Here is a 25,367-nt window from a genome sequence, read left to right on the forward strand (position 1 = left end):
CGAGCGGTAAAACTCAGGTCGATTTGCGCCGGCGCAGCATCAGGCCCAGCACGCCCAGGCCGCCAAGCAGCATACCGTAGGTCGCCGGTTCCGGTACCGCCGTGATGCGAATGACACCATCACCATAGCCCGCGCCGGCCGTCGCATGTTGGTAGGCGCCGCTCAGGAACGAGCCGCCGCCGCCGCCAATGAAGCCGCCGTCGCCGCCGGAGTAGCCACCGCCGCCGCCGCCGCCGCCGCAACCGGCACCCGCACCGCCGCCGCCAAAGCCGCCAACGCCCAGGCAAGGGGCGCCGGAGGTGGCGTATCCGCCGCCCAGGCCATTGAACCAGCTTTGGCCACCAGTGCCGAAGGGGATATCGCTGGCGCCATCGGTGTAGAAGCCGCCGCCGCCGCTACCCCAGCTGTAGGCGCCGACTTGGCCGCCCGCACCCAGGTCGGTTGTTTTAACCGTGTAGGTGCCCATCGAACTGCCAACCGACCCCAACACGCCGTATTGCGTGATCGAAGCGTCGAAGCCATTTTGTCCCGCTTGGGCACGGATACCGCCGCCGCCGCCGGCGATCAGCATGGGGATATTGCTGCCGCCGACTACAAAGCTGCCGCCGCCGCCGCCGCCGTTATAGTCCCCTTGACCGGAAGAACCCTTGCCGCCGACCGCCAACTGCAAGGTATCGCCAGCCAGGAAGGAGAAGGTGGCCTTGACTTCCGCACCCAGGCCGCCGGCGTAGTTGCTGTCAAAAATAAGGCCCGCGCCCCCTTGAGCGCCGATCACGTCGATAACATAGCTGCCTGTCGTCGGGGCGGTCCAGGTTACAACCGAGCCGGTGTAGCTGAATGTCTGCGCCGATGCGCCAGCGCTCACAACCATACCCAATGCCACTGCCAACAGGCCTTTTTTCAGATTCATGCAATCCCCCTTGTTTTAGTATTAAACGCACAACGAAAGTGTGATTATTGCACTATTCTTTCGCCTGCTTGGGAGTATATTTTTCTTGTTGTAAATTTGAAAAAAATGCGGCCGGCCAGCGCAGGGCGCAAAAAAAACAGGCCGAAGCCTGTTTGTTTTCTTGCGCCACCCAGGCCAGAGGTCCGGGGCGGCACGTCCTGCGCTAGCGGGTGCGACTTACTTGCTGGCTGCGGGCGCCGATGCTGCTGGCGCCGGGGTCGAAGCTGCCGGTGCGCTGGCGGCTTTAACTGCCTTGGCCTTCTTGTGATGCACTTTCTTGGCCGGTGCGCTGGCGGCTGGCGCCGATGCGGCTGGAACCGGGGTCGATGCGGCGACGGTTGCCGAGGCCGAAGCGGCTGGAGCTTGAGCGAATGCGGCGCCGGCGAACAGGGTGGCGATCAGGGTAGCGATTACTTTTTTCATGATGTGGTTCCTTTAATTTGATTTATATAGTTTAGCTAATTACTTGGTTGCTACTTTGGCTTCTACTTTTGCCGCGGCGGCTGGCGCTGCAACCTTGGTGTCTACTTTCGCAGCGGCGACCGGCGCTGCGACTTTGGATTCTTTGGCCTTGTGGTGGACTTTGGTTTTCGCGGTCTTCGCTTCAGCTTTGGCTTCGGTTTTGACTTCCGCGGTTTTCACTTCAGTCTTCGCTTCGGTTTTCACCACGGCTGCCTTGGCGGCTGGTGCGGTGGTGGCGACTGGCGCTTGTGCGAATGCTGCGGTAGCGAACAGGCCGGCGATCAGGGAAGCGATAATTTTGGTCATGATGTATTCCTTTTTCTGGGTTTCGGCATCGGGACTATCCCGTGTCGCATAAGCAAAAAACGGCGCAGCCCCCCAATCAGTTGACGCGCATTACAAGCTCTTACCAACACTTACACTCGCTTACAACTGGCCGCCCGACCGGCGCTGCTGAAATGAAAAATGCCGCCCAGTGTGAACTGGGCGGCATTCTGGCCGAAGCCATGCTGCGTCCTGCGATGGCAGCGGATTACTTGCTGGCTGCTGGCGCCGACGCTGCCGGTGCCGGTGCCGAAGCTGCCGGTGCGCTGGCGGCTTTGACGGCCTTGGCCTTCTTGTGATGCACTTTCTTGGCCGGCGCGCTGGCCGCTGGTGCCGATGCGGCTGGAGCCGGGGTCGACGCGGCCACGGTTGCGGAGGCCGAAGCGGCTGGAGCTTGGGCGAATGCGACGCCGGCGAACAGGGTGGCGACCAGGGTAGCGATTACTTTTTTCATGATGTGCTTCCTTTAAATTGATTTATATAGTTTATATAATTACTTGGCTGCCACTTTGGCGTCTACTTTCGCAGCAGCGACTGGCGCTGCGACTTTGGATTCTTTGGCCTTGTGGTGGACTTGGGTTTTCGCGGTCTTCGCTTCAGCTTTGGCCTCGGTTTTCACTTCAGTCTTCGCTTCGGTTTTCACCACGACTGGCTTGGCGGCTGGTGCGGTGGTGGCGGCGACTGGCGCTTGTGCGAATGCTGCGGTAGCGAACAGGCCGGCGATCAGGGAAGCGATAATTTTGGTCATGATGTATTCCTTTTTCTGGGTTTCGGCATCGGGACTATCCCGTGTCGCATGAGCAAAAAACGGCGCAGCCACCCGATCAGTTGACGCCCATTACAAGCTCTTACCGATTCTTACACTCGCTTACAACTCGCCGTACCCACTCTCAATGCGGTTTCACGTCGTCCTTCAGCGCCGCCAGCGCCATGCGCTCCACCAGGCCGGGCGCGATCAGCTTCATCCAGCGTCCCAGCTTGCCCTTGGCCGACATCACCACCTCGCGCCGGCGCGCCTGCATGCCGTCGACGATCAGCCGCGCGCACTCCGCCACCGGCATCGCCTTGTCTTCTTTCAGGCTGCTGCTGCCCAGCGCCCCGCCGGCCGCGTTGTAGCCGCGATAGCGGATCTGCGTCGCCACCACGCCCGGATAGGCGATCGTCACGCTCACGCCGGCCGCCTTCAATTCGGCGCGCAAGGCCTCGAAGAAGCCACTCATGGCGAACTTGCTGGCGCCGTAGGCGGTGCGCCCCGGCACCCCGACCAGCCCCGCCAGCGACGACACCGCGACGATGCTGCCGCGCGACTGCTTCAAATAGGGCAGCGCCGCATGGGTGCACCACACGCTGCCCCACAGGTTGATCTTCATAAGCTCCTCGTACCAGGCCAGGTCACTGACCTCTTCGAACAGCGCGTGCGCCGAGCGGCCGGCGTTGTTGATCAGCGCATCGATGCGGCCGAAGCGCGCCACGCAGGCCGCCACCAGCGCCGTGCACTGCGCCTGCACCGACACGTCGGTCGGCGCCACCAGCGTCTGCGCGCCGGCCGCCGCGCAGTCGGCGGCCACCAGCTCCAGCGCGGCCGCGTTGCGCGCCGCCAGCACCAGCGCCACGCCGCCGCCAAGGCTGCGCGCCAGCTGGCGCGCCATCTCGGCGCCGATGCCGTCCGAACTGCCGGTGATGATGATGACTTTCATGGCTCTCCTTTATTTGGGCAAATAATTTTGGCAAGTGCAGTAAGATAGCCCGCTTCTGCACCGAATCGCACATCACGGAGAAAATATGCGTCTTCCAGCCCTCGCAATCGCCGCCGGTCTTGGCCTGGCTTCCCTCCACGCCGCCGCCCAGCAGGCGCCGGTGGTGACGGAAGCGCCGCTGCGCGCCCACCTGTCCTTCCTGGCCGACGACCTGTTCGAAGGCCGCGGCACCGGCCAGCGCGGCGGCGACCTCGCGGTGCGCTACCTGGAAACCCAGGCCGCCATCATCGGCCTCAAGCCGCTGGCCGGCGGCGGCTATCGCATGCCGGTCAAGATCGAGGGCACCAGACTGCTGGCCAACAGCGTCGTGCGGTTCGACGCCAACGGCAAGAGCATCACGCCGCAAACCGGCAGCGAAATCGTGTTCGGCACCGCCGGCGGCAAGGCCGACGTCACCATCGACGCGCCGCTGGTGTTCGTCGGCTACGGCGCCATCGCGCCGGAAGAGAAATGGGACGACTACAAAGGCGTCGACATGAAGGGCAAGATCCTGGTCATGATGGTCAACGATCCGCAGCCCACCGCAGCCGAGCCGAATCGCTTCGCCGGCAAGGCCTACACCTACTACGGCCGCTGGCTGTACAAATACGAGGAAGCGGTGCGCCAGGGCGCGGCCGGGGTGCTGCTGATCCACACCACGCCTTCCGCCTCGTATCCGTGGAGCGTGCCGGCCAACGGCTTCAGTCATGAGCGCTTCCACCTGGCCGGCGCCGGCAATCCGCTCGAAGGCTGGTTGCAGGAAGACACCGCACGCGCGCTGTTCGCCGCCGCCGGCTTCGACCTCGACGCGCTGCGCGCCCAGGCCGAGACCCGCGAGTTCCGCCCGGTCGACCTGAAGACCAGCGTGCACGCCGAAGTCCACAGCGCGATCCGCCAGATCGAACAATTCAACGTGGCCGGCATCGTGCCCGGCAGCGACGCCAAACTGAAGGCGCAGGCGGTGGTCTACTCGGCCCACTGGGATCACCTGGGCATGGACGAAGACGTGCGCCGCGAGGACCGCAGCGACCATACCTGGAACGGCGCCATCGACAACGCCTCCGGCGCCGCCGCGCTGCTGGCGATGGCGGCCGAAGCGGTCAAGCATCCGGCCAAACGCACCCAGGTCTTCCTGTGGCCGGCCGCCGAGGAGCAAGGCCTGCTGGGCAGCGCCGCCTACGTGCAAAACCCGGCCTGGCCGCTGGCGCAGACCACGGCCGACCTCAATCTGGACAGCATGAACTTCGTCGGCCTGACGCGCGACATCGGCGTCGCCGGCGCCGAGCGCAGCAGCCTGTACGAGGCGGCCGGCGCTGTGGCGCGCAAGATGGGCCTGAAGCTGGCGCCGGCCATCCCCGACCTGTCCGGCGCCTACTTCCGCGCCGACCACTTCAACTTCGCCAAGGCCGGCGTGCCGGCGTTTAACGTCGGCTCGGCGGTGTTCTCCGGCGACGGTCACTTCGAGTTCGTCAGGGACCCGGCGCCATCGGCCGCGCGCCTGGTCGCCTTCAAGAAGGACTACCACCAGGTCAGCGACGAATACCACGCCGACTGGGACTTGTCGGGCATGGTGCAGCAGGCGCAGTTCACGCTCAACCTGGGCTACGCGGTCGGCAACGCACCGGCCATGCAAAGCTGGAAGGCTGGCGACGCCTTCGGCAAGGTCAAGCGCTAGGTGGCGGGACGGCGCTGCGGGGCCGTCCAAAACAGGGTAGGATGGCCGCTGCCGCCAACCTTCGCACAAGGAACACCATGGAAACCAACAGCCACTGGATCGACATCGCCACCGCCGACGGCGGCTTCGGCGCCTACGTCTCGCTGCCGCGCGGCGGCAAGGGGCCGGGCATCGTGCTGCTGCAGGAGATCTTCGGCGTCAACCAGCATATCCGCAACGTCGCCGACCAGTACGCGGCCGACGGTTACGTGGTGATCGCGCCGGACCTGTTCTGGCGCCACGGCGCGCGCATCGAACTCGCTTACGACGACGCCAGCTGGACGCGCGCGGTCGAGCTGATGAACGCCACCGACTTCGCGCTGGCGCAGTCCGACATCGCCGCCACCGTCAAGGCGCTGCGCGCGATCGACGGCGTGGGCGACAAGATCGCCACCATCGGCTTCTGCTACGGCGGCCGCCTGTCCTACCACACGGCCGCCAACGGCCTGGTGGACGCGGCGGTGTGCTACTACGGCGGCGGCATCCACAACGCGCTCGAGCGCGCCGGCCAGATCACGGTGCCGATGCTGATGCACTTCGGCGGCGCCGACAGCCACATCCCGCCGGCCGCCGTGCAAAGCATCGCCGAGCGCTTCGAGGACAAGGAGCAGGTCGAGATCCACATTTATCCGGAGGCCGAGCACGGCTTCAACTGCAACCACCGCGCGTCCTACCACCAGCGCGCCGCCGCCCAGGCGCACGGCAACACGCTGCTGTTCATCGGCGAGCAGCTGTAATGGCCCGTTTGACGCTGGTCTTCCCGGAAGACCAATACTACTTTTCCACCCAGCTGACAGTGCGGGTGACCGACATCAATGGCGCCAACCACCTGGGCAACGACTCGATGATCTCGATGATCTCCGAGGCGCGCGCCCGCTTCCTGTACGACTTCGGCGTGCAGGAAACCGGCAGCGACGGCGTCGGCATCATCGTCACCGACCTGGCCACCACCTACAAGGCCGAGGCCCACGCGCGCGACCAGCTGCTGTTCGAGATCGGCGTGATGGACTTCAACGCCTACGGCGGCGACATCACCTTCCGCATCACCCGCCCCAAGGACGGCAAGCTGGTGGCGATGGCCAAGTCCGGCTTCGTCTTCTTCAACTACAAGACCGGCCAGGTGACGCCGATGGCGCCGGAATTCCTGGCCAAGTTCCCCAAGGTAAACCGCCTCGACTGAGGCCTAGCCTCAGCTCAGCGTTTGGCCACCTTCGGCACGATGGTCTTGTTGAACCAGTCGTCCAGCATCTGCTTTTCATAGCGCAGCGTGTCGCTGTCGTTGAACCGGCTGACGCCCTGCATGTAGTTCATGTTCGACAGCTGCTCGTCGCCGCTGCGCAGCGTTGTGCCGTCCTGCTCCAGCGTGTAGCGCAGGTGCATGCGCGGCCAGTCGGCGCCGCCGTTGAGCACGCGGATATCCTCGCCGCCGTGACGGCGCGGCCACATGCGGCCCGCCATGTCGATATCGAGCACCTCGATCTTCAGGCTCTGGCCGGCCGGCAGCTTCTTGTTCAGGGTGGCGAAATAGTCGCTGAAATCCTTCAGCACGCGTTCGCGGTCGATGGCGTTGCGCGGCACGTCGGTAAAGTCGTCCGGCTTGACGTAGCTGACGCTGACGTCGGCCCAGGCGGCGCTGGCCAGCAGCGCCAGAGCGGCCGCCAGCATGGTACGGGTGAGTCCTCGCATGTGCTTCTCCTTCACGGTTGATGCTTTCAATATAGCCCGTTTCGCCGCGGCGGGCCCGCTTTGAATCGCTTTGTTACCGAACTTACTTTACCCCCATGTCACGCCCCTGTCATATCAAATCACTACTATTGCGCCCGTCGGGGTGCAGCCACCACCTCGCATGATGCCGCGCCCGGCGCCGCACATGGAATGGCCACTATTACAACAGGATTTTTCCCATGACCGAGTCGCTCGATCTGTCCCGCCGCAGCATCCTCAAATTCTTGTCCAGCGCGCCGCTGCTGCCGCTGGCCGGCGGCAGCGCCACCGCCGCCCTGCTGGCCGCCTGCGGCGGCGGCGACACCGCCGCCGCAGCGCCGCAGCTGCTGTCCGTGACCTTCACCGGCATGGCCGCGCCATCCCTGAGCGACGCCGCCGCCATGGCCACCACCACCGTCGGCTCGACGCTGAACATGACCTACTCCGACGGCAAGACCCAGCCCTACTCGCTGGCCTACCAGACCTTCTTCATCACCGGCGCCAACGTCTCCAACGGCAGCGGCGGCACCGTGCTGGCCGGCGGCTACTACGACATCAACAACCAGCCCATCGTCGACAAGACCGACGCCGCCCAGCGCCAGTTCTTCTCCGACTGCCCGGACGGCACCTCGCTGCTCAAGCTGGCCGCGCCGACCGTGGCCGGCGTCAAGGGCAACACCGTGTTCGCCGTGGTGCAGTTCGAATACGCCACCCGCAACGTCAAGGGCGACTCGATGTACGGCATGCTGCCATCGCCGATCGCCGTGCTGACCCTGGACCAGGATAAGAGCACCGGCGCGCTGTCGCTGGTGAAGTACCACAACGTCAACACGGCCGGCGTCAACGGCCTGTGGATCACCTGCGGCGCCAGCCGCTCGCCGTGGAACACCCACCTGTCGAGCGAAGAGTACGAGCCGGACGCGACCGTCATCGACAAGAACACCCAGTTCGCCGCCTTCAGCACCAACCTGTACGGCGACGCCACCAAGGCCAACCCTTACCACTACGGCCACATGCCGGAGATCACCGTCAACCCGGACGGCACCGGCAGCATCAAGAAGCACTACTGCATGGGCCGCATCTCGCACGAGCTGGTGCAAGTGATGCCGGACGAGCGCACCGCGCTGATGGGCGACGACGCCACCAACGGCGGCCTGTTCATGTTCGTCGCCGACAAGGCGCAGGACCTGTCCTCCGGCACCCTGTACGTCGCCAAGTGGACCCAGAAGACCGCCGAAAACGGCGGTTCGGCCACGCTGTCGTGGATCAAGCTGGGCAGCGCCACCAGCGCCGAGATCAAGGCCCTGGCCGACACCCTGAAGGCGGCCGACATCCTCAGCGTCAAGACCACCGATCCGGCCGACGCCACGTACACCAAGATCCCGTTCAGCGGCAAGACCAACTGGATCAAGCTCGTGCCGGGCAAGGAAACGGCCGCCGCCTTCCTGGAAACCCACCGCTACGCCGCGTTCAAGGGCGGCAGCATGGGCTTCACCAAGATGGAAGGCACGACCGTCAACGCCAAGGACAAGATCGCCTACAGCGCGATGAGCTACATCAACGGCGCCATGAAGGACGGCTCCGGCGGCATCAAGATCCAGGGTCCGAGCGCCGGCATCGTCTACGCGCTGAACCTGAAGGCCGGCCAGGTGGACGACAGCGGCGCCGCCATCAACAGCGAATGGGTGCCGGTCGACATGGCCGCCGTGCCGGCGCTGGTGGGCGAGGACCTGGCCAAGCCGGACGCGCTGGGCAACCTGGCCAACCCGGACAAGATCGCCAATCCGGACAACATCAAGTTCTCGGAAAAGCTGCGCACCCTGTTCATCGGCGAGGACAGCGGCCTGCACGTCAACAACTTCCTGTGGGCCTACAACGTCGACACCAAGGCGCTGACGCGCCTGCTGTCGACGCCGGCCGGCGCCGAATCGACCGGCCTGCACGCGGTCGACGACATGAACGGCTTCGCCTACATCATGAGCAACTTCCAGCATCCAGGCGACTGGGAAGCGGCGCTGCACAGCAAGGTGCAGACCACGCTGGACCCGCTGATCCGCGCCAACTACCGCGACCGCTTCGGCGCCGCCGTCGGCTACCTGACCGGCCTGCCGACCCTGAGCTAAGCCACGGCAAACAGTTACCCCAGCTGTCCCGGCCCGCAACGAGCGTCACGCTCCTTGCGGGCTTTTTTCAGCACCCCTACTACAAAGATCCTAAGCTGAGCTAAACTCTGGCAATCCCCCGAGAACTAGACACCCAATGCGCTTTGAACAAGGCAAAGTGAATCAGCTTTTCCAACAGAGGAAACTGATGCGCAATTGGTCCGGCTTTCGTCCGAAAGAAAATCATCGGGGTTTGATCATGGGTACAGCATTGTTGGCTGACGCGGCAGGCATCTTCATCGTCGGCATGACACTCCAGATTGAACTACGCGTCGCTACCGTGGTCGGCGATTGTTTGATGACATTCTCCATTTTTCAACGAATGGGTTCTCATCGACAGCGGATTTATCAATTAGAAGTCTGCCCGCGCGATAAGCTCAGTCACAACGGAGTTCCCGCCATCTATGGCCCGCATGAGCACATGCCAAACGAGGAAGTTTACGCGGTCTCAGAGACAAGCGTAGACTGCGATAACTGGCAGGGTAGTTTTTCTTGGTTTTTATCGAGAACCAATATTGAATCTTTCGTTTTGGAGCAACCATGTTGACCTGCGAATGGGCACAGACGCTCACTAGATATGACTGCAAAACCGTCCGCGGAATTACCGGAAGTAGCGGCCTGAGAATCGGAACGCCGTTTAGCCTCCCCGATGGCGCAGCAATTAATATCTATCTCATGGAGGCCGGCGAAAAACACATCCTGATCAGCGACAACGGCGACACCTTGGCACATCTGTCATCGCTGGGAATCGACCTTGCACATCATTCCAGAATGCGGGCATTGCGCGATGTGGTCAGTGGACATGGAATCACGCTCAGTGAAAATGGTGACTTTACTATGCTCGCCCAACAACAAAAGGCAGCATGGAGTTTTGCAAAAAGCATCACAGGATTGTTGGCAGTGGCTCAGTGGGCACGTGAGCAACTAAAAGACCATCCCGAAGTACATGATCTGGTGGCAGAAGCGGAACCCTATATCGTTGCTCGCAGCCCGGGAATACTACTGCGTCGACACGTGCATGTGCGCGGTGCCTCCATGACAGATCATATATTCGACTTCCAGCAGGGTACGGAACTCATCGACATCATTTCTCCGAGCCCTCAAGCAACTGGAGGTGTCATGAGGAAGGTGGGCGATGTCGTGAACGGCCCTTTCGCCGATCAAGTATCGACACTCATTATTGTTGACGACCGCATTGACCCGCACAAAGCGCAAAGTGAGATGGCGATACTGTCGTCCATTGTACGTACCCAGCCTTTTTCTGGCCTGATGATTCCTCTTCATTAGCTCATGCTCAAAATTCTCCAGACACCGTCTGGAGAATTCCTCCGTCCAACAGCCACGCATCGCTTTGTTGCACATCCCGATAAAATAATTCTCACAGAGATAGCAATATTGCCAAAAACGAAGTATTGTTTCGGCTGCACATAGGCGTTACAGAAGACTAACGCTGCGCCGCCGCGGTCCAACGCGCCGTACAATCAGAGCGCCCGGATCGCCTCGGGAGTGTTGTGCAAAGCAACAGGAATTTTTGTTGCCTGTTGTTAAGAGCAGTGGGTAAGACTACAATCGAAAAACTATTTGGTAGTGCCATTTTGCGGAACTCGTCCCTATGTCTTTTTTGTCCTCTGCCTCGCCTAAGCTAGCGCCCTGGAAAGTCCTGTTGGTCGACGACGAACCGGACATCCACGACATCACCAAACTGACGCTGAGCCGCTTCCGCCTCGACGGCCGCGCCCTGAGCTTCGTGCACGCCTACAGCGGCGCCGAGGCCAAGGAAGTGCTGGCGCGCGAAGCCGACATCGCGCTGGTGTTCCTCGACGTGGTGATGGAAAAGGAAGACAGCGGCCTGGAAGTGGCGCGCTGGATGCGCGAAGACCTCGACAACCAGTTCACCCGCATCGTGCTGCGCACCGGCCAGCCCGGCCAGGCCCCCGAGGAACGCGTGATCGTCAACTACGACATCAACGACTACAAGGAAAAGACCGAGCTCGACCGCACCAAGCTGTTCACCACCACCTTCGCCGCGCTGCGCGCCTACCGCGACATCATGAAGGTCGAGGAAGCGCGCCGCCAGCAACTGAACTACCGCGAAGGCCTGGAGCGCGTGATCGCCGCCTCGGCCCACATCTTCCAGCAACGCAACCTGAAAGACTTCGCCAACGGCCTGCTGCAGCAAGTGGTGGCGCTGCTGCGCCTGGAACACAGCATGCTGCTGCGCCTGCGCGGCGCCACCGCCATCAGCGGCGAGAACGACTACGAAATCCTGGCCCAGATCGGCGACCAGGACGGCACCCTGCTCAGCCCCGACGTGCTGGCCCAGCTCGACGCCGCCAAGAGCAACAAGATCTCGCGCGTCGAAGGCGACACCTACATCGGCTACTTCCCCAACAGCAGCGGCAAGGCGTCGCTGCTGGTGCTCAAGGGCGTCGAGGAAATCTCCGAGATCGACACCAAGCTGCTGGAAGTGTTCTGCTCCGGCGTCGCCATCGCCTTCGACAACATCCTCTTGACCCAGGAAATCACCGACACCCAGGCCGAGCTGATCCTGCGCCTGGGCGACGTGGTCGAATCGCGCTCCAACGAGGCGGGCAACCACGTGCGCCGCATGTCCGAAGTGTGCCACCTGTTGGCCCAGGCCTCCGGCATGCCGGACGACGAAACGGCCGTGCTGCGCCACGCCGCGCCGATGCACGACATCGGCAAGATCGCCACGCCGGACGCGGTGCTGCTCAAGCCGGGCAAGCTCGACGCGGCCGAGTGGGAAATCATGAAGCAGCACCCGACCGTCGGCCTGTCCATCCTGGACGGCTCGCAGCGGCCTATCCTGAAGGCGGCCGCCGTGATCGCCCACCAGCACCACGAAAAATTCGACGGCAGCGGCTATCCGCAGGGCCTCAAGGGCCACGACATCCACCTGTACGCGCGCATTGTCGCCGTGGCCGACGTGTTCGACGCGCTGATGCACAAGCGCTGCTACAAGGACGCCTGGCCGATCGACAAGGTGGTCGAGCACCTGCGCGAAGTGGCCGGCCATCACCTCGACCCGGTGTATGTCGACCTGCTGTGCCAGAACATCGACAAGGCGGTCGCCATCAACGAGCGCTTCCCGGACTAGTGGACCGTAACATAAGCATATACGCAATAGGTTGTTGTTAAACTTAATTCCTTGCCATTAAGATCGTGGTCCGGTCCAGACCACGCAAGGAATCCACGATGCACCAGCCAGCCCGTCCGCACGCCCTCCTCCACTTGCCTTTGCGCCGCAGCGTGCTCGCCTGCGCGCTGCTGCTGGCCGCGCTGCCCGAGGGGCAGGCGCAGCAAGCACCAGCCGGCGACGCCGCCATCGACCAGGTCACCGTGGTCGGCTCGCGCGCGCGCAACCGCACTGTGTACGACAGCGCCGTGCCGATCGACCGCTTCGGCCAGCGCGAGGTGGAGCACGCCCTGTCCAGCGGCGAGCTGGGCGCGGCGCTGCAGAACCTGGCGCCGTCGATCAACTTCCCGCGCATCGAATCGAGCGGCGCCGCCGACTCGGTGCGCGGCATCCAGCTGCGCGGCCTGGCGCCGGACCAGGTGCTGGTGCTGATCAACGGCAAGCGCCGCCACACCAGCGCCGTGCTCGACACCGAGAGCAGCTTCGCCGGCACGGTGCCGGTCGACGTCAACGCCATCCCGCCCGGCGCCATCGACCACATCGAAATCCTGCGCGACGGCGCCGGCGCCCAGTACGGCAGCGACGCCGTGGCCGGCGTCATCAACATCGTGCTCAAGAACGCCCGCAGCGGCGGCTCGGCCGCGCTCGGCTACGGCGCCAACCACACCGACTTCAAGCCCACCAACGAAACCAAGACCGACGGCCAGACCAAGACCGCCAGCGCCGACTACGGCGTGCCGCTGGGCGACGCCGGCTTCCTGCGCTTCGGCTTCGACACCCGCCGCCGCGCCCCGACCCAGCGCGCCGGCTTCAGCGACGCCGGCTGGACCTCGTGGAACGCCACCCCGGCCGACCTGGCGCTGGACGGCAAGGTGGTGTTCAAGTCCGGCGACTCGCAGCAGAACAACAACTACCTGTTCTACAACGCGCTGCTGCCGCTGGCCAACGGCGTCGATCTGTATTCGTTCGCCACCGTCAACCAGCGCAAGTCCGACGGCAGCGCCTACTTCCGCTATCCGGGCGACCCGTCCAACGTGCCGGCGCTGTACCCGGCCGGCTACCGTCCGGTGACCAAGGGCGACATGAGCGACGTCAGCGTGGTGGCCGGCGCGCGCTTCGCCGGCGCCGGCTGGAACTGGGACTTGAGCGCCCGCCACGGCGGCAACCTGTTCCGCTACGACCTCGACCATTCGGCCAACGCCTCGCTGGGCGCGCAGAGCCCGACCAGCTTCCACCTGGCCGGCTTCGACTTCCGCCAGAACGCGCTCAACGCCGACCTCACGCGCGAGCTCGACCTCGGCTTGAACTTGGGCGCGCCCGTCAATCTGGCGCTGGGCGTCGAGGCCATGCACGAGACCTACCGCAGCTCGCCGGGCGACGCCGCCTCCTACGCGGCCGGCCCCATCGTCGACGCGCCGCCGGGGGCGCAGGCCGGCCCCGGCTTGCGGCCGCAGGACGCCTTCGACGGCGGCCGCTCGATACGCTCGGTGTACGCCGACGTCGAAAGCGACGTCACCAGCGGCCTGCTGCTGGGCGCGGCCGCCCGCTACTCGCACTACAGCGATTTCGGCAGCGCCAGCACCGGCAAGCTGTCGGCGCGCTACAAGCTGAGCGAGACCTTCCTGCTGCGCGGCTCCTGGTCCAACAGCTTCCGCGCGCCGGCCCTGGTGCAGACCGGCTTCCGCTTCTCCACGCTCAACTTCAACAGCGACGGCAGCGGCCTGCAGACCGCCTCCTTGCTGCCGGCCAGCGATCCGCTGGCGCGCAGCTTCGGCGCCGAGGCGCTCAAGCCTGAGAAATCGACCAACCTGTCGCTGGGCCTGGCGTGGCGTCCGCAGCGCAACACCAGCTTCACGCTGGACGCCTACCGCATCAAGATCCGCGACCGCATCACCCGCACCAGCGACCTGCAAAGCGACGCCGCCACCGCCTATCTGGCCGGCATCGGCCGCGGCGACATCCAGTCGGTGGCCTACCTGGCCAATCTGCTCGACACCAGCACCACCGGCCTGGACGCGGTGCTGAGCCACGACCTGCCCTTCGCCGGCGGCAAGCTGGACCTGAGCGCCGCGCTCAACCTGAACAAGACCCGCCTCGACCACGTGCGGCAAAGCTCGGCCGCGCTGGCCAACGTCGATCCATCGCTGACCTTGCTGACCGACACCAGCCTGTACCGCATCCGCCACGCCTCGCCGGCCAGCAAGCTGGTGCTGAGCGCCGACTGGCAGGCCGCGCGCTGGAGCCTGCTGGCGCGCGCTACCCGCTTTGGCGCGCTGAAGGATTTCTCGTACGACCAGGACGCGCCCATCGACGAGGGCGTGCACGCGCAATCGTTCGGCGCCGTGTGGTCGGTCGACCTGGAGGCGCAGTTCAAGCTCAACAAACAGCTGACCTTGGCCGTCGGCGGCGACAACCTGCTCGACCGCTATCCCGAGCGCGTGCGCCAGACCAACAACGCCACCTACGGCGGCGCGCTGCCGTACAACTTCATCAACCCGATCGGCGTCAACGGCGCGTATTTCTACGGCCGCCTGCGCTACACTTTCTAACCCGAGGACCTCATGAAGCTCACCCGCATCTCCACCCTGTTCGCCGCCGCCTGCCTCAGCACCCTGATGGCCGTGCAAGCCCACGCCAGCAACGCTTTGGTGCTGCTGACCGACTTCGGCACCTCGGACGGCGCCGTCTCCGCCATGCACGGCGTGGCCTACGGCGTCGACCCGAAGCTGAACGTCTCCGACCTGACCCACAACATCCCCGACTACGACATCTGGCTGGGCGCCTACCGCCTGTACCAGACCGCCAACTACTGGCCACAAGGCAGCGTGTTCGTCGCCGTGGTCGATCCGGGCGTCGGCACCACCCGCAAGTCGGTGGTGTTGAAAACCAAGGAAGGCCGCTACTTCGTCGGCCCCGACAACGGCCTGTTTACCCTGATCGCCGAGCGCGACGGTGTGGCCGAGCTGCGCGAGATCGACGAGCAGCTCAACCGCCTGCCCGGCTCCGGCGAGTCCTACACCTTCCACGGCCGCGACGTCTACGCCTACGTCGGCGCGCGGCTGGCCTCGGGCGCGATCAATTTCGAGCAGGTCGGCCCGGTGCTGCCGAGCGCATCGGTGGTGAAGATCCCTTACCAGAAGGCGGTCCGCCAGGGCAAGGTGGTGCGCGGCATCATCCCTGTGCTGGACATCAAGTACGGCAACGTCTGGACCAATATCCCGAAAGCGTTGTTCGACGAACTGGACATCGGCGTGCATGATCGCGTGCAGGTGCGCATCCTGCACAAGGGCAAGCAGGTGGACCAGGTGGTGGCGCCGTTCGAGCACACCTTCGGCGGCGTCGCCCAGGGCAAGCCGCTGGTCTACCTGAACAGCCTGCTGGATGTGGCGCTCGCCGTCAGCCAGGGCAACTACGCCAAACAGCACCACATCGATTCCGGCGTCGACTGGGAAGTGGAGATCAGCAAGGCCCCGAAGTAACCCGGTACAGCGGGGTCAGACCCCGTACGGGGTCTGACCCCAACGGTTCATCGCCGTGCGGGGTAAAGCCTACTTGCGCTTGACCTTGGGGAAGCGCAGCTTGTAGTGCAGGCCCATGCCCGGCGCGCTGACCACCTTGATGGTGCCACCCAGCGCGCCGGTCACCAGGTTGTACAGGATGTGCGCGCCCAGGCCGCTGCCGCCCGAGCCGCGCTTGGTGGTGAAGAAGGGGTCGAACAGCTGCGCCAGGGTGCTGTTGTCCATGCCGGCGCCGTCGTCGCTGTAGTCGAAGTCGACGAAGTCGCCGTCGACCTTGCCGCTGATCCTGATCTTGCCGGACTGCCCCTCCTCGAAGCCGTGCACCAGCGAGTTGACCACCATATTGGTGACGATCTGCGACACCGCGCCGGGGAAGCTGGCCATCTCGATGCGCTCGTCGCAGTCGATCTCGACGGCGACCGGCTTGCCCTTCAGCTTGGGCTGCAGCGACAGCAGCACCTCGTCCAGGTATTTGCGCAGGTTGAAGCTGCGGATATCGTCGGACGACTGGTCCACCGCCACCTGCTTGAAGCTGCGCACCAGCGCCGCCGCCCGCTGGGTGTTGGTGGTCATGATGCGCAGCGATTGCGAGATGATGTCGAAGAACTGGTTCAGGCCGTCCTCGTCCAGGGTGCCGGCCGCCATGTCCTCGCGCGTCAGCTTGAGCTCTTCCACCAGGTGGCTGGTGGCCGTCACGCAGATGCCCAGCGGCGTGTTGATCTCGTGCGCCACGCCGGCCACCAGCCGGCCCAGCGAGGCCAGCTTCTCCTGCCGCACCAGTTCGCCCTGCGCATCCTTGAGCGAGGTCAGCGCGCTCTCCAGCGCCGCGTTCTGTTCCTCCAGCGCCTCCTTGGCGCGGCGGATCTCGCGGTCGGCCTGCATGCGCGCGATCGCCACCGCCACGTGGCTGGCCATGAAGGCCAGGATGTCGAGGTCGGCCTGGGTGTAGGTTACCGCGTCGTCGTAGCTCTGCACGATGATCACGCCATAGGCCACGTCGCCCAGCAGCATCGGCGCGCCCATCCAGCTGGCGATGTCGACGTTGCCCAGCGGGTGCTCCATCTCGCCGCTGGCCACCAGCGCCTGGAAGCCGGCGCGGTCGAGCAGCATGGCCTGCTTGCGCTGCAGCACATACGAGGACATGCCGACGCCGTAGTCGAAGCGCTTGACCGGCGCCTGCTCGTCCTTCTGGTCGACGAAATACGGGATGCTGATTTCCTTGGTGTCCGGGTGGTACAGCGCCATCAGGAAATTCTGCGCCGGCACCAGTTCGCTGATGATCTGGTGCAGCCGCATGTTCAGGCGGCTGCCGCCGGTGGCCGTGGCCGACAGGTTGGCCAGCTCGTACAGCGCGCGCTGGATGTTCTCGGCGCGGCGCCGCTCGGCCACCTCGTGCGCCAGCAAGGCGGTGCGCTCCTGCACCGCGCGCTCCAGCCGGTCCATGCTCTGCAAGCCTTGCAGCGCGCTCGACACGTGGTTGGCGATCAGCGCGAACAGCGCCTGGTCTTCGTCGCTGAAGGTGTGTTCCTTGTCGTAGCTCTGGATCACGATGGCGCCCAGCGACTGGTGGTTCTGGTCCAGCAGCGGACAGCCCATCCAGTGCTCGGCGATGGTGCCGATGCCGAAGCCGGCGTTGGCCTCGCGCCGCGACTGGTGCTCGGCGGCCGTCATCACCATGCGCTCGCGGCTGGCGATCACGGTCGCCGTCGGCGACTCGCCCTCGACCAGCTCGAACAGCGCGTCGCGGCTGGGCGGGTCGTCCACCTCGTCGACGAAATACACGAAGCGCACCTGGTTGACCGGTCCGTCGCGGTCGCTCAAGGCCACGAAGAAATTGGCGGCATACATGATGCGTCCCAGCGCCGCATGCACGGCCTGCAGGAACTCGCTGATGTCGGTACAACTGCTCGACTTCTGCCCGATTTCCAGCAGCATGGTTTGCACGGCTTCCAGGCGGGTGAGACGACTTTCCATCGATTTTCCTAGTGTGAGGTAATGCGCATAGGAAATACTAGCAGGTCCGGCCCGCCCCGGCCACAGAAACCAAAACAGCCAGGGCGTCGACGATGCCCTGGCTGTTGTTCCGTGCGGTAAAGGCTTAAGCCTGCTTGCGCTGGCGGCGGCTCACCATCGCGCCGATCAGGCCCAGGCCGCCCAGCAGCATGGCATACGTTTCCGGTTCCGGCACGGCCGTCACGGTCACGCCGGACGAGTACGAACCGGCCGACTTGGACATGGCGCTGCCGCTCACCAGCAGGTAGTAGCTGCCGGCGCCCAGGATGGACGAATCGAGCTGCCACTGGTCGGTGGCGCCGGTCGACAGCTGGGTGCCACCCAGCAGCAGGCCGCCGGCGTTGTACAGCGCCAGGCCGGTGATGTCGAGGCCGTTCTTCGCCAGACCCGAGTGCGAATACACGTCGGCCGAAATGAGCGACGAGCCGGCCAGGGTGAAGGTGTATTTGTCGGCGAAGGTATTGCCTGCGTTGTTGCCGGTGACCAAGTGGCCGACGTAGGCCGCACCGGCGCTCAGGTCGAGCGGGGTGTCGGGATTGCTGATATCGGCCGCCAGCACGCCTTGCGACATGAGGGCGGCGCCGGCCATGGCGATGGCGCCCGTCAGGGCTTTGACTTTAATCATTTCTAACTCCTAAAAAATGGGAGTTCAAAATGTAGCAGTCTCGTCATTTCCAGACGGCCGCGCACGATAGAATGTTACATCTACTTACACGTTTATTTAACGAAATCTTAATTCCAATAAAGAACAGATGACGCCGGAAACTAGGGCTTGCGGTAGCCGTTGTCCATCCACGCCGACGCGCTGGCCACGCTCAGCTTGAAGGTCGGCGCCACCCGCACCCGCGCCAGCTCTTCGCCATACGGGTCGAAGGCGCTCAGCGTGGCGTAGGGGTCGTCCTCGTCGGGCACGATGTCGAGGCAGACCTTGACCTGGCCATCGTCGCCGTTGACGAAGACATTCTTGTGCAGCTGGGCGTGCAGCTGCTGCTCGTGGCGGCGGATCACCTCGTTGGCGGTCTTGACCAGGGTGTTGAAGGCGTTGACGTCCAGCGGCTTGGGGTTCTTCTTGTCGCGGCCCATGGTCCACGGCCCCACCAGCGCCGGCTCCGGCTCGCCATCCTTGATCATCGCCACCGCCCACCCCTCGTCGTCATCGTTCTTGATGACGCGCGCGGTCCAGCCATTCCCCTGCCATACGCGCGCCTCCTGGATCGGGGCGTCGTCGTCCTGCTGCTGTTCGGTGTCGGGGTAGTCTGCGCTCATGCTGTGGACTCGTGGTGAAAGTGGGATGGGGGTGAAATGATAAGCGGCCAGCCCCGTAACAACAATAGAAAAGTCGCAGATCAAGCGCAAACCATCCGGCGCCGGCCCGGCGCGGCCGGCTGTTTGTTTTTTGCACGGAATTGTTACAGAGCAACGCCTCGAATTTTACTTTCTGGTCAGCAATTTGCTAGTCACTGAGGGGCTGAAAGCGGCATTTCCGCCGGCGCCGGCGCGCCGATATCACAAACTGGCACCATAATTAACATAAACCGATGAAACACTCTAAAGTTGGACGGGCATTATCAAGGGAGCATTACTATTATCAATCTTGAATCATCCGTTTCCAGTAGTTAATAAAAGCTCAAGCCGGGTGCAATCGTTCACCGGGTTCAAATAAGGAACGCCAACATGTCACTCTCCAAAACCCTGCTGGCCCTCGGCCTGGCCGGCGCCGCGCTCAGCGCCAGCGCCGCCGTCACCTACAGCGCCACCGCCGGCCTCACCTCCGGCGTCGGCGGCGTCACCACCAACACCTTCGACGACGGCCTGCTGCCGGTCGGCTTCGCCACCTACGACCAACTGGGCGCACTGATCCCGGCGCCGGGCAATTCCGGCTACGCCGCCGAGCCGCCGGGCGATCTCACCGCCTTTTTCTCGGTCGGCGTGAGCAACGGCCAGCCGTCGTCGTCCAGCGTGAGCTTCGGCGGCCTGGGCGTCAGCTATTTTGGTTACTACATGGGTTCGCCCGACAGCTACAACATCGTCACCATGTATAGCGGCAACACGATGGTGTTACAGATCAACGGCAGCGACATGGCGGCCGCCGCCAGCCAGCTGGCCGACGGCAATCAGCAAGTCGGCTTCTACATGAACTTCCATACCAACGGTGGCACCACGATCACCCAAGTCACATTCTCGGCCAATCAGAACGCCTTTGAATCGGACAACCACTCATACATCCCGGCGGTTCCCGAACCCCGCACCTACGCGATGTTATTGACCGGCCTCGGTCTGCTGGTGTTTTCCAGCCGCCGGAGTCAAGACAAGAGCAACCCGCGTTTTTACTAATCCTCACAAAACTAGGCCCACCATGAAAAATACACTTCCAAAACTCGTTGCCGCCGCCCTGCTGTCGGTCTCCGGTCTGGCGTCGGCCAGCGTGCTCGCCCCATGCAGCCTGACCGACATCTTCTTCGATGTCCCCGGCGTGTCGGTCTCGACATGTTCCGGCTTCGTTCCCGGCAACGTCATCAACAGCTCGCCGGCGGCCACCGCCACCGTCAGCGCCATCCTGGCGACCGACTTCGGCTTCACCGGCCAGAGCGGCGCGCCCATCATCTCCATCAATGTCAGCGCCGATCCCATCACCCACGTCACGACCTATGACTTCCCCCAACTGCTGACCGGCGACGTCATCGTCGGCCTGCACTTCGGCAATGGCGGCACGACCGGCAACGGCACGGCGTTCTACGAGTTCAACGCCGGCAGCGGCGTGGACAAGTTCTACACCTCGCTCCAGGCCAGTTCCAACGCCGGCTTGTACAAGATCGCGCCGGTGCCGGAACCGACGACCTACGCCATGCTGGCGGCCGGCCTGGGCCTGGTGGGCGTCATCGCCCGCCGTCGCAAGGCACGCGCTTAAGCACCCCGCCCAGCACCAAAGCCCGCGTTGAGCGGGCTTTTTTTACGTCTGGCTGGGGACTGGTCAACCGACGGCGTTCAGCACGAGATGCACGGCCGCGGCGGCGGCATGATCGGCGGCCGCAGCGGCGTGATGCGCGGATCGATGGCTGGATCCGGCATGTGGTAACTGAACGGTGTGATGATGATGGGCGGTATCGTCGGCGGCGCCGATGGCGGGCCTTTCGGTCCCCCGCCGGAAAGCTGCTGGACGCTACGTTGGCGCCGAGTCCGCTTGCACATCGAGGATATCGATTGACCCTCGCTCAATTCTAGCCAAGCCATGTTCTAGCCCTCCCTGCAATAGGTAGATTATCAGTATAGGCGGGCATAACTTTAAATCAAGGAACATTCCCCGCTCATCGCGCCGGACCGGCATTCCATCCCGTCAATTTGCCGCTCTGTCGCAATCCGCTGGCCCTTGCCGGGCGCGCTGGGTACAGTTCAACCATGCCTAACGGCAGAAGAAACACGGAACAACCCAACCACCGAGGTCAGCCATGAAAATCACCGCTAAAAAACTGGTATTCGCCGCCTTTATCGTCCTGCTGGCCGCCTCCGCATGGCAGTCGGTGTTCGGTGACGGCATGCACGTCAACATCGACGGCGACGAGATCGACGGCCCGATCGGCTTCCTGCTCGGCACCCTGTTCGCCGGCGGCGGCCTGCTGATCGCCACCGTGGCCATCACCTGCGCGGCCGTGTTCGTCGGCGTGCTGTTCGCCGGCCTCGGCATCCTGATGATCAGCGGCATGGTGCTGCTGGCGGTGGTGGTGGCGGCGGCGGTCTCGCCCCTGTTGCTGCCGCTGCTGATCCCGGTCGGCATCTACATGATCTTCCGCTCGCGCTCGCGCAAACAGCAGCAGCGCGCCATGCTGGAACACGCAGTCTAAGCAGTACGCACCGTTTCAACCGGAAGCGGCCGGGACCTGAACTCCCGGCCGATCCGCCTCCGCCCTGATTTCCTCATCCGCCAGCGCCACCCGGTTACGGCCGCCGCGCTTGGCGCAGTACAAGGCCTGGTCGGCGCGCCGCAAGGCCACGTCGCCGCCGCTGTCGCCCCCGCCGAGCGCGGCGATGCCGATACTCACCGTCACCATCACCGTCAAGCCCGCCCCACCGTCGATCGGCATGGCCGCCCCGGCCACGCGCAGACGCAGGCGTTCGGCGTACACCAACGCCGCGTCCGGCCCGGCGCCGGGCAGCAGCAGCGCGAACTCCTCGCCGCCGATGCGGCCCAGCATGTCGATCTTGCGCTGGCCGTCGCGCAGCAGCGCGCCCAGCTGGCGCAGCACGGCGTCGCCGGCCGCGTGGCCGTGCTCGTCGTTGATGTGCTTGAAATGGTCGACATCGAGCAGCAGCACCGCGGCGCAGGCGTCGAGGTCGCGCCGCAGGCGGGCGTGCTGGTCCTCCAGGCGGCGCATGAACTCGCGCCGGTTCGGCAGGCCGGTGAGGAAATCGGTGGTGGCCAGCACACGCAGCTCGTCGTCCATGCGACGCCGCTCGGTCACGTCCAGGGTCGAGACGATGACGAAATCGAGGCTGTGCGTATGGCCGGGCATCACCAGCAGGGTCAGCTCGTTGAGCCGGACCGTGCCGTCGAGCCGGGTGTAGCTGCCCTCGCAGGCGAAGAAATGCTGGCCCTGGGCCAGCGCAGTCAGCGCCAGCGCGAAGCTGGGCATGGCGGCCAGGTCGAAGTTCTGCGCCAGGCTCAGCTGCGAGAGATCCTTGCGCCCCGGCGCCGCCCCCACCTGCGCCAGCGCGGCGGCGTTGACGTCGACGATGCGCACCAGCGAGGCCAGGCGGCGCAGCTGGCTGGCGTTGGCCTGCAGGTAGCGGCCCAGGTCGTCGACCCCGGACAATTCCAGCTCGGCCAGCGCGGCGTGCACGCCCGACCAGTCCTGCTCCCACAGCGCCACCGGCGCGTGGTCGTACAGGCTGCGGAAGCGGGCCTCGCCGGCGCGCAGCGCCACCGCCGCCTGGGCCTGCTCGATGGCGATGCCGGCCAGCCGCGCGGCCTGCTCGATCAGGGCGATGTTGGCCAGGCTGGGCAGGCGGGCGTCGCGGTGGTAGATGGCGAAAGTGCCCAGCACATTGCCGCCGGCGCCGTAGATCGGATCGGACCAGCACGAGCCCAGCCGCGCCTGCAGGGCCAGGTCGCGGTACTCGCCCCAGGCCGGCGCGCGGCCGATATCCTCGACGATCACGCGGCTGCGCGTCAGCACCGCCTGGGCGCAGGCGCCCTGCGCGCCGCGGATGGCGCGCCCGTGCACGGCGGCGTTGAAGAAGGCCGGCAGGCTGGGCGCGGCGCCCACCAGCAGGTGCTCGCCGCTCTCGTCGAGCAGCAGGATGCTGCACAACATTTCCTCGTTGCCCGCCTCGACGCCCTGCACCACGCTCTCGAGGATGGTCTGCAGCGGCGCGCCGGTGGCCAGCAGCTCCAGCACGTGACGCCGGGTCTGCTCGCGCTGCTCGCCCTGGGTGCGCTCGGTGATGTCGCGGAACGACCACAGCCGCGCCGGCTCGCTGCCCAGCTGCATGCCGCGCGTGTGCTGCTCGATCACGCGGCCGTCCTTCAGCTGCAGCAGCTCCAGCTGGCTGGGCCGCTGCAGGCCCGGCAACGCCAGCTGCTGCGGCCCCGGCTCGAGCAGCAGCGCCTGGCCGGGATGGAGCATCTGCTGCGCCATGTGCGCCATCAGCGCGGCGCCGTCGGCCTGCCAGTCCAGGTGCTCGGGCAGGTTCCACAGTTCGCGGAAGCGGCGGTTGGCGTTGAGCACGCCGCCCTTGAGGTTGTCGACCAGGATGCCGTCGACGGTCGAATCCAGAATGCTGCGCAACATGGCCTGGCTGCGCTGCGCGCCCTCGGCCAGCACCAGCAGCGCGGCCTGGCCCTCGCGCAGCTCGCCGCTGAGGCGTTCGGCGCGCGCCTGGGCGTCGCGCGCGCGCACGCGGCCGCGCGCCAGCAGCCAGGTCAGCCCGGCCAGCAGCGCGCTCAGCATTACGCCGCCGAGCGCGACCTGCTGCGCCTTGTCGCGCTCCGGCGCCGCGCTGGCGCGCGCGGCGATGTCCAGCGTCCAGCGGTGGCCGCCGACGCTGATCTGCTGCAGGCTGTTGCGCCGGCCATCGCCGGCGCCCGGATGGCTGTCGTACATCAGCGCGGCCGGCGCGATGGCGTCGCCGTCGTAGATTTTCACGTCCAGCGCGCCGGCGCGCGGCCCGCCCAGCCCCGCCATCAGCTCGCCGACGCGGAACGGCGCGTACACCCAGCCCTCGATGGCGGCGCGCCGCAGCGCCACCGTGGTGGCCGACTGCCAGCGGCGAAACACCGGCAGCACCAGCAGAAAGCCCGACTGGGCCGGTTCGACCTCTTCCTGCACCAGCCGGATCTTGCCGCTGACGGCGGGCAGGCCGGAGTCGCGCGCCTGCTCCAGCGCGCCGCGCCGCACCGGCTCGGACGCGGCGTCGTAGCCGAAGGCGCGCCGGTTGTTGGGGTCGAACGGTTCGAGGTAGACGATGGGCGCGTACCAGGCGCGCGCGCCGTCCGGCCGCAGGCGGTAGTCGGGATGGCCGCCCAGCCGGATCGCGCGCTCATGGCCGTCGCGCTGCGCCGGCGTCACCAGCGCGATGTAGCCGACGCCGTGGATGCCGGGGAAATGCAGGTTGAGGTTTTGCCCGGCCAGGTAGCTGCGGAACTCGTCGCGGTCGACCGCGGCGGAGCTGGCGAACAGGCCCTGCACGCCGTACAGCACCTGCACATAGGTCTGCATGCGCCGGTCGAGGTTGTTGACCAGTTCGCGCACCCGGCTGTCGAAGTCCGCCTGCGCCTGCTGGTCGGCGTGCTGGCGCGCGCCCAGCCACAGCACGCCGGTCGCGCCCAGGCAGCCGGTCAGCACCAGCAGCGGCAGGACGCCCGGCGAGAGCGTGTCCTGCACCAGCCGGCGCAGCCGTGCCTGGGCGGCGGGTGACATCTACCCCTCGGTGCCCGCGAACTGCCGGTAGCCGCGCGCGCGCAGGGCGCACGCCGGGCAGGTGCCGCAACCATAACCCCAGTCGTGCAGCGCGCCGCGCTCGCCCAGGTAGCAGGTGTGGGTGCCGTCGCGGATCAGGTCGACCAGCGCCTGGCCACCCAGCTCCTGCGCCAGCTCCCAGGTCTGGCGCTTGTCGCGCCACATCAGCGGGGTTTCCAGCTTCAGGCGGGTGGCCATGCCGAGGTTGAGCGCCACCTGCAGCGCCTTCATGGTGTCGTCGCGGCAGTCCGGGTAGCCGGAGAAGTCGGTCTCGCACATGCCGCCCACCAGCACCGTCAGGCCGCGGCGGTAGGCCACGGTGGCGGCCACCGTCATGAACAGCAGGTTGCGGCCGGGGACGAAGGTGTTCGGCAGGCCGTTGGCCTGGGTTTCGATGGCGATATCGTGCGTCATCGCGGTCTGCGAAATCTCGGAGATCAGCGACAGGTCGATCATGTGGTCCTCGCCCAGCCTGGCGTTCCACTCGGGCGATTGCGCGCGCAGGCGTTCGATCACGGTCGGGCGCACGGTCAGTTCGACGGCGTGGCGCTGGCCGTAGTCGAAGCCGATGGTTTCCACGCGCGCATAGTGCTTCAGCGCCCAGGCCAGGCAGGTGGTGGAGTCCTGGCCTCCGCTAAACAGGACCAGGGCGGTATCGGTAGGCAGCATTACTTT

At 65.3% G+C, this 25,367-nt stretch carries 23 protein-coding genes and 1 pseudogene; 12 read left to right on the forward strand and 12 right to left on the reverse strand.

Going from position 1 to position 25,367, the window contains the following annotated elements; translation table 11 throughout:
* Positions 1–13: 13 nt before the first annotated feature.
* The 6 genes from KVP70_RS34860 to KVP70_RS11500 all read right to left on the reverse strand — a co-directional run bounded on the left by KVP70_RS34860 (position 14) and on the right by KVP70_RS11500 (position 3,432).
* Entirely contained in the window at positions 14–910 is an 897-nt protein-coding gene (locus KVP70_RS34860; protein WP_217942315.1) for an FxDxF family PEP-CTERM protein, read from the reverse strand.
* A 216-nt stretch (positions 911–1,126) separates the two neighbouring features.
* Entirely contained in the window at positions 1,127–1,372 is a 246-nt protein-coding gene (locus tag KVP70_RS11480; protein WP_217942316.1) for a hypothetical protein, read from the reverse strand.
* Between the two features lie 39 nt (positions 1,373–1,411).
* Entirely contained in the window at positions 1,412–1,717 is a 306-nt protein-coding gene (locus tag KVP70_RS11485; RefSeq protein ID WP_217942317.1) for a hypothetical protein, read from the reverse strand.
* A 226-nt stretch (positions 1,718–1,943) separates the two neighbouring features.
* Positions 1,944–2,189 (reverse strand): hypothetical protein, encoded by a 246-nt coding sequence (locus KVP70_RS11490; protein WP_217942319.1) that lies wholly within the window; start codon positions 2,187–2,189, stop codon positions 1,944–1,946.
* A 39-nt stretch (positions 2,190–2,228) separates the two neighbouring features.
* A complete protein-coding gene (locus KVP70_RS11495) occupies positions 2,229–2,483 on the reverse strand; it encodes a hypothetical protein (RefSeq protein ID WP_217942320.1) in 255 nt (84 codons plus the stop codon).
* Positions 2,484–2,625: 142 nt separating this feature from the next.
* Positions 2,626–3,432: an SDR family oxidoreductase gene (locus KVP70_RS11500; RefSeq protein WP_217942321.1), complete on the reverse strand. Its 807-nt coding sequence runs from the start codon at positions 3,430–3,432 to the stop codon at positions 2,626–2,628.
* Between the two features lie 85 nt (positions 3,433–3,517).
* Here KVP70_RS11500 and KVP70_RS11505 point away from each other — a divergent pair, with 85 nt between their 5' ends.
* From KVP70_RS11505 to KVP70_RS11515, 3 genes are all read left to right on the forward strand, one after another.
* The gene (locus KVP70_RS11505; protein WP_217942322.1) at positions 3,518–5,146 is read left to right on the forward strand and encodes a M28 family peptidase; all 1,629 of its coding nucleotides are present in this window, start codon (positions 3,518–3,520) and stop codon (positions 5,144–5,146) included.
* Between the two features lie 77 nt (positions 5,147–5,223).
* Positions 5,224–5,922 (forward strand): dienelactone hydrolase family protein, encoded by a 699-nt coding sequence (locus tag KVP70_RS11510; protein ID WP_217942323.1) that lies wholly within the window; start codon positions 5,224–5,226, stop codon positions 5,920–5,922.
* Positions 5,922–6,365 carry a thioesterase family protein gene (locus KVP70_RS11515; RefSeq protein WP_217942325.1) on the forward strand — a complete coding sequence of 148 codons (444 nt, stop codon included), beginning with the start codon at positions 5,922–5,924 and terminating at the stop codon, positions 6,363–6,365. Before KVP70_RS11510 ends, KVP70_RS11515 begins: the two co-directional genes overlap by 1 nt.
* 14 nt (positions 6,366–6,379) lie before the next feature.
* Here the strand turns inward: KVP70_RS11515 and KVP70_RS11520 are convergent, their stop codons facing one another.
* A complete protein-coding gene (locus tag KVP70_RS11520) occupies positions 6,380–6,871 on the reverse strand; it encodes a DUF3016 domain-containing protein (protein WP_217942326.1) in 492 nt (163 codons plus the stop codon).
* Positions 6,872–7,089: 218 nt separating this feature from the next.
* Between KVP70_RS11520 and KVP70_RS11525 the strand changes: the two genes are divergently transcribed.
* From KVP70_RS11525 to KVP70_RS11550, 6 genes are all read left to right on the forward strand, one after another.
* Positions 7,090–9,012, forward strand: coding sequence for a PhoX family protein (locus KVP70_RS11525; protein WP_217942327.1), 1,923 nt, complete (start codon positions 7,090–7,092; stop codon positions 9,010–9,012).
* 136 nt (positions 9,013–9,148) lie between these two features.
* Positions 9,149–9,598 (forward strand): hypothetical protein, encoded by a 450-nt coding sequence (locus tag KVP70_RS11530; protein ID WP_217942329.1) that lies wholly within the window; start codon positions 9,149–9,151, stop codon positions 9,596–9,598.
* The gene (locus KVP70_RS11535) at positions 9,592–10,338 is read left to right on the forward strand and encodes a DUF1828 domain-containing protein (RefSeq protein WP_217942330.1); all 747 of its coding nucleotides are present in this window, start codon (positions 9,592–9,594) and stop codon (positions 10,336–10,338) included. Before KVP70_RS11530 ends, KVP70_RS11535 begins: the two co-directional genes overlap by 7 nt.
* 325 nt (positions 10,339–10,663) lie before the next feature.
* Positions 10,664–12,169 (forward strand): response regulator, encoded by a 1,506-nt coding sequence (locus KVP70_RS11540; protein ID WP_217942331.1) that lies wholly within the window; start codon positions 10,664–10,666, stop codon positions 12,167–12,169.
* A 98-nt stretch (positions 12,170–12,267) separates the two neighbouring features.
* A complete protein-coding gene (locus KVP70_RS11545; protein ID WP_217942332.1) occupies positions 12,268–14,757 on the forward strand; it encodes a TonB-dependent receptor plug domain-containing protein in 2,490 nt (829 codons plus the stop codon).
* A 12-nt stretch (positions 14,758–14,769) separates the two neighbouring features.
* Positions 14,770–15,687: an SAM hydrolase/SAM-dependent halogenase family protein gene (locus KVP70_RS11550; protein ID WP_217942333.1), complete on the forward strand. Its 918-nt coding sequence runs from the start codon at positions 14,770–14,772 to the stop codon at positions 15,685–15,687.
* A gap of 69 nt (positions 15,688–15,756) precedes the next feature.
* Here KVP70_RS11550 and KVP70_RS11555 read toward each other — a convergent pair whose 3' ends face one another.
* The 3 genes from KVP70_RS11555 to KVP70_RS11565 all read right to left on the reverse strand — a co-directional run bounded on the left by KVP70_RS11555 (position 15,757) and on the right by KVP70_RS11565 (position 19,005).
* Positions 15,757–17,700, reverse strand: a complete 1,944-nt coding sequence (locus KVP70_RS11555) for a GAF domain-containing sensor histidine kinase (protein ID WP_217942334.1) — start codon at positions 17,698–17,700, stop codon at positions 15,757–15,759.
* Positions 17,701–17,824: 124 nt separating this feature from the next.
* Entirely contained in the window at positions 17,825–18,364 is a 540-nt protein-coding gene (locus tag KVP70_RS11560) for an FxDxF family PEP-CTERM protein (RefSeq protein ID WP_217942336.1), read from the reverse strand.
* Between the two features lie 140 nt (positions 18,365–18,504).
* The gene (locus tag KVP70_RS11565; protein ID WP_217942338.1) at positions 18,505–19,005 is read right to left on the reverse strand and encodes a hypothetical protein; all 501 of its coding nucleotides are present in this window, start codon (positions 19,003–19,005) and stop codon (positions 18,505–18,507) included.
* Between the two features lie 408 nt (positions 19,006–19,413).
* On the opposite strand from KVP70_RS11565, the gene KVP70_RS11570 reads away from it, so the two are divergent.
* The 3 genes and pseudogenes from KVP70_RS11570 to KVP70_RS11580 all read left to right on the forward strand — a co-directional run bounded on the left by KVP70_RS11570 (position 19,414) and on the right by KVP70_RS11580 (position 21,578).
* Positions 19,414–20,073 carry an Npun_F0296 family exosortase-dependent surface protein gene (locus KVP70_RS11570; protein ID WP_217942339.1) on the forward strand — a complete coding sequence of 220 codons (660 nt, stop codon included), beginning with the start codon at positions 19,414–19,416 and terminating at the stop codon, positions 20,071–20,073.
* Between the two features lie 484 nt (positions 20,074–20,557).
* Positions 20,558–20,647, forward strand: a pseudogene (locus KVP70_RS35650) (PEP-CTERM sorting domain-containing protein); the annotation flags it as partial.
* A gap of 538 nt (positions 20,648–21,185) precedes the next feature.
* Positions 21,186–21,578, forward strand: coding sequence for a hypothetical protein (locus KVP70_RS11580; protein ID WP_217942341.1), 393 nt, complete (start codon positions 21,186–21,188; stop codon positions 21,576–21,578).
* Between the two features lie 15 nt (positions 21,579–21,593).
* Here KVP70_RS11580 and KVP70_RS11585 read toward each other — a convergent pair whose 3' ends face one another.
* Entirely contained in the window at positions 21,594–24,653 is a 3,060-nt protein-coding gene (locus KVP70_RS11585) for a sensor domain-containing diguanylate cyclase (protein ID WP_217942343.1), read from the reverse strand.
* A complete protein-coding gene (gene queC, locus KVP70_RS11590; protein ID WP_217942344.1) occupies positions 24,654–25,361 on the reverse strand; it encodes a 7-cyano-7-deazaguanine synthase QueC in 708 nt (235 codons plus the stop codon).
* Positions 25,362–25,367: the final 6 nt, after the last annotated feature.

It is taken from the genome of Duganella violaceipulchra (assembly GCF_019166075.1).
GTDB classification, from domain to species: domain Bacteria; phylum Pseudomonadota; class Gammaproteobacteria; order Burkholderiales; family Burkholderiaceae_D; genus Rugamonas; species Rugamonas violaceipulchra.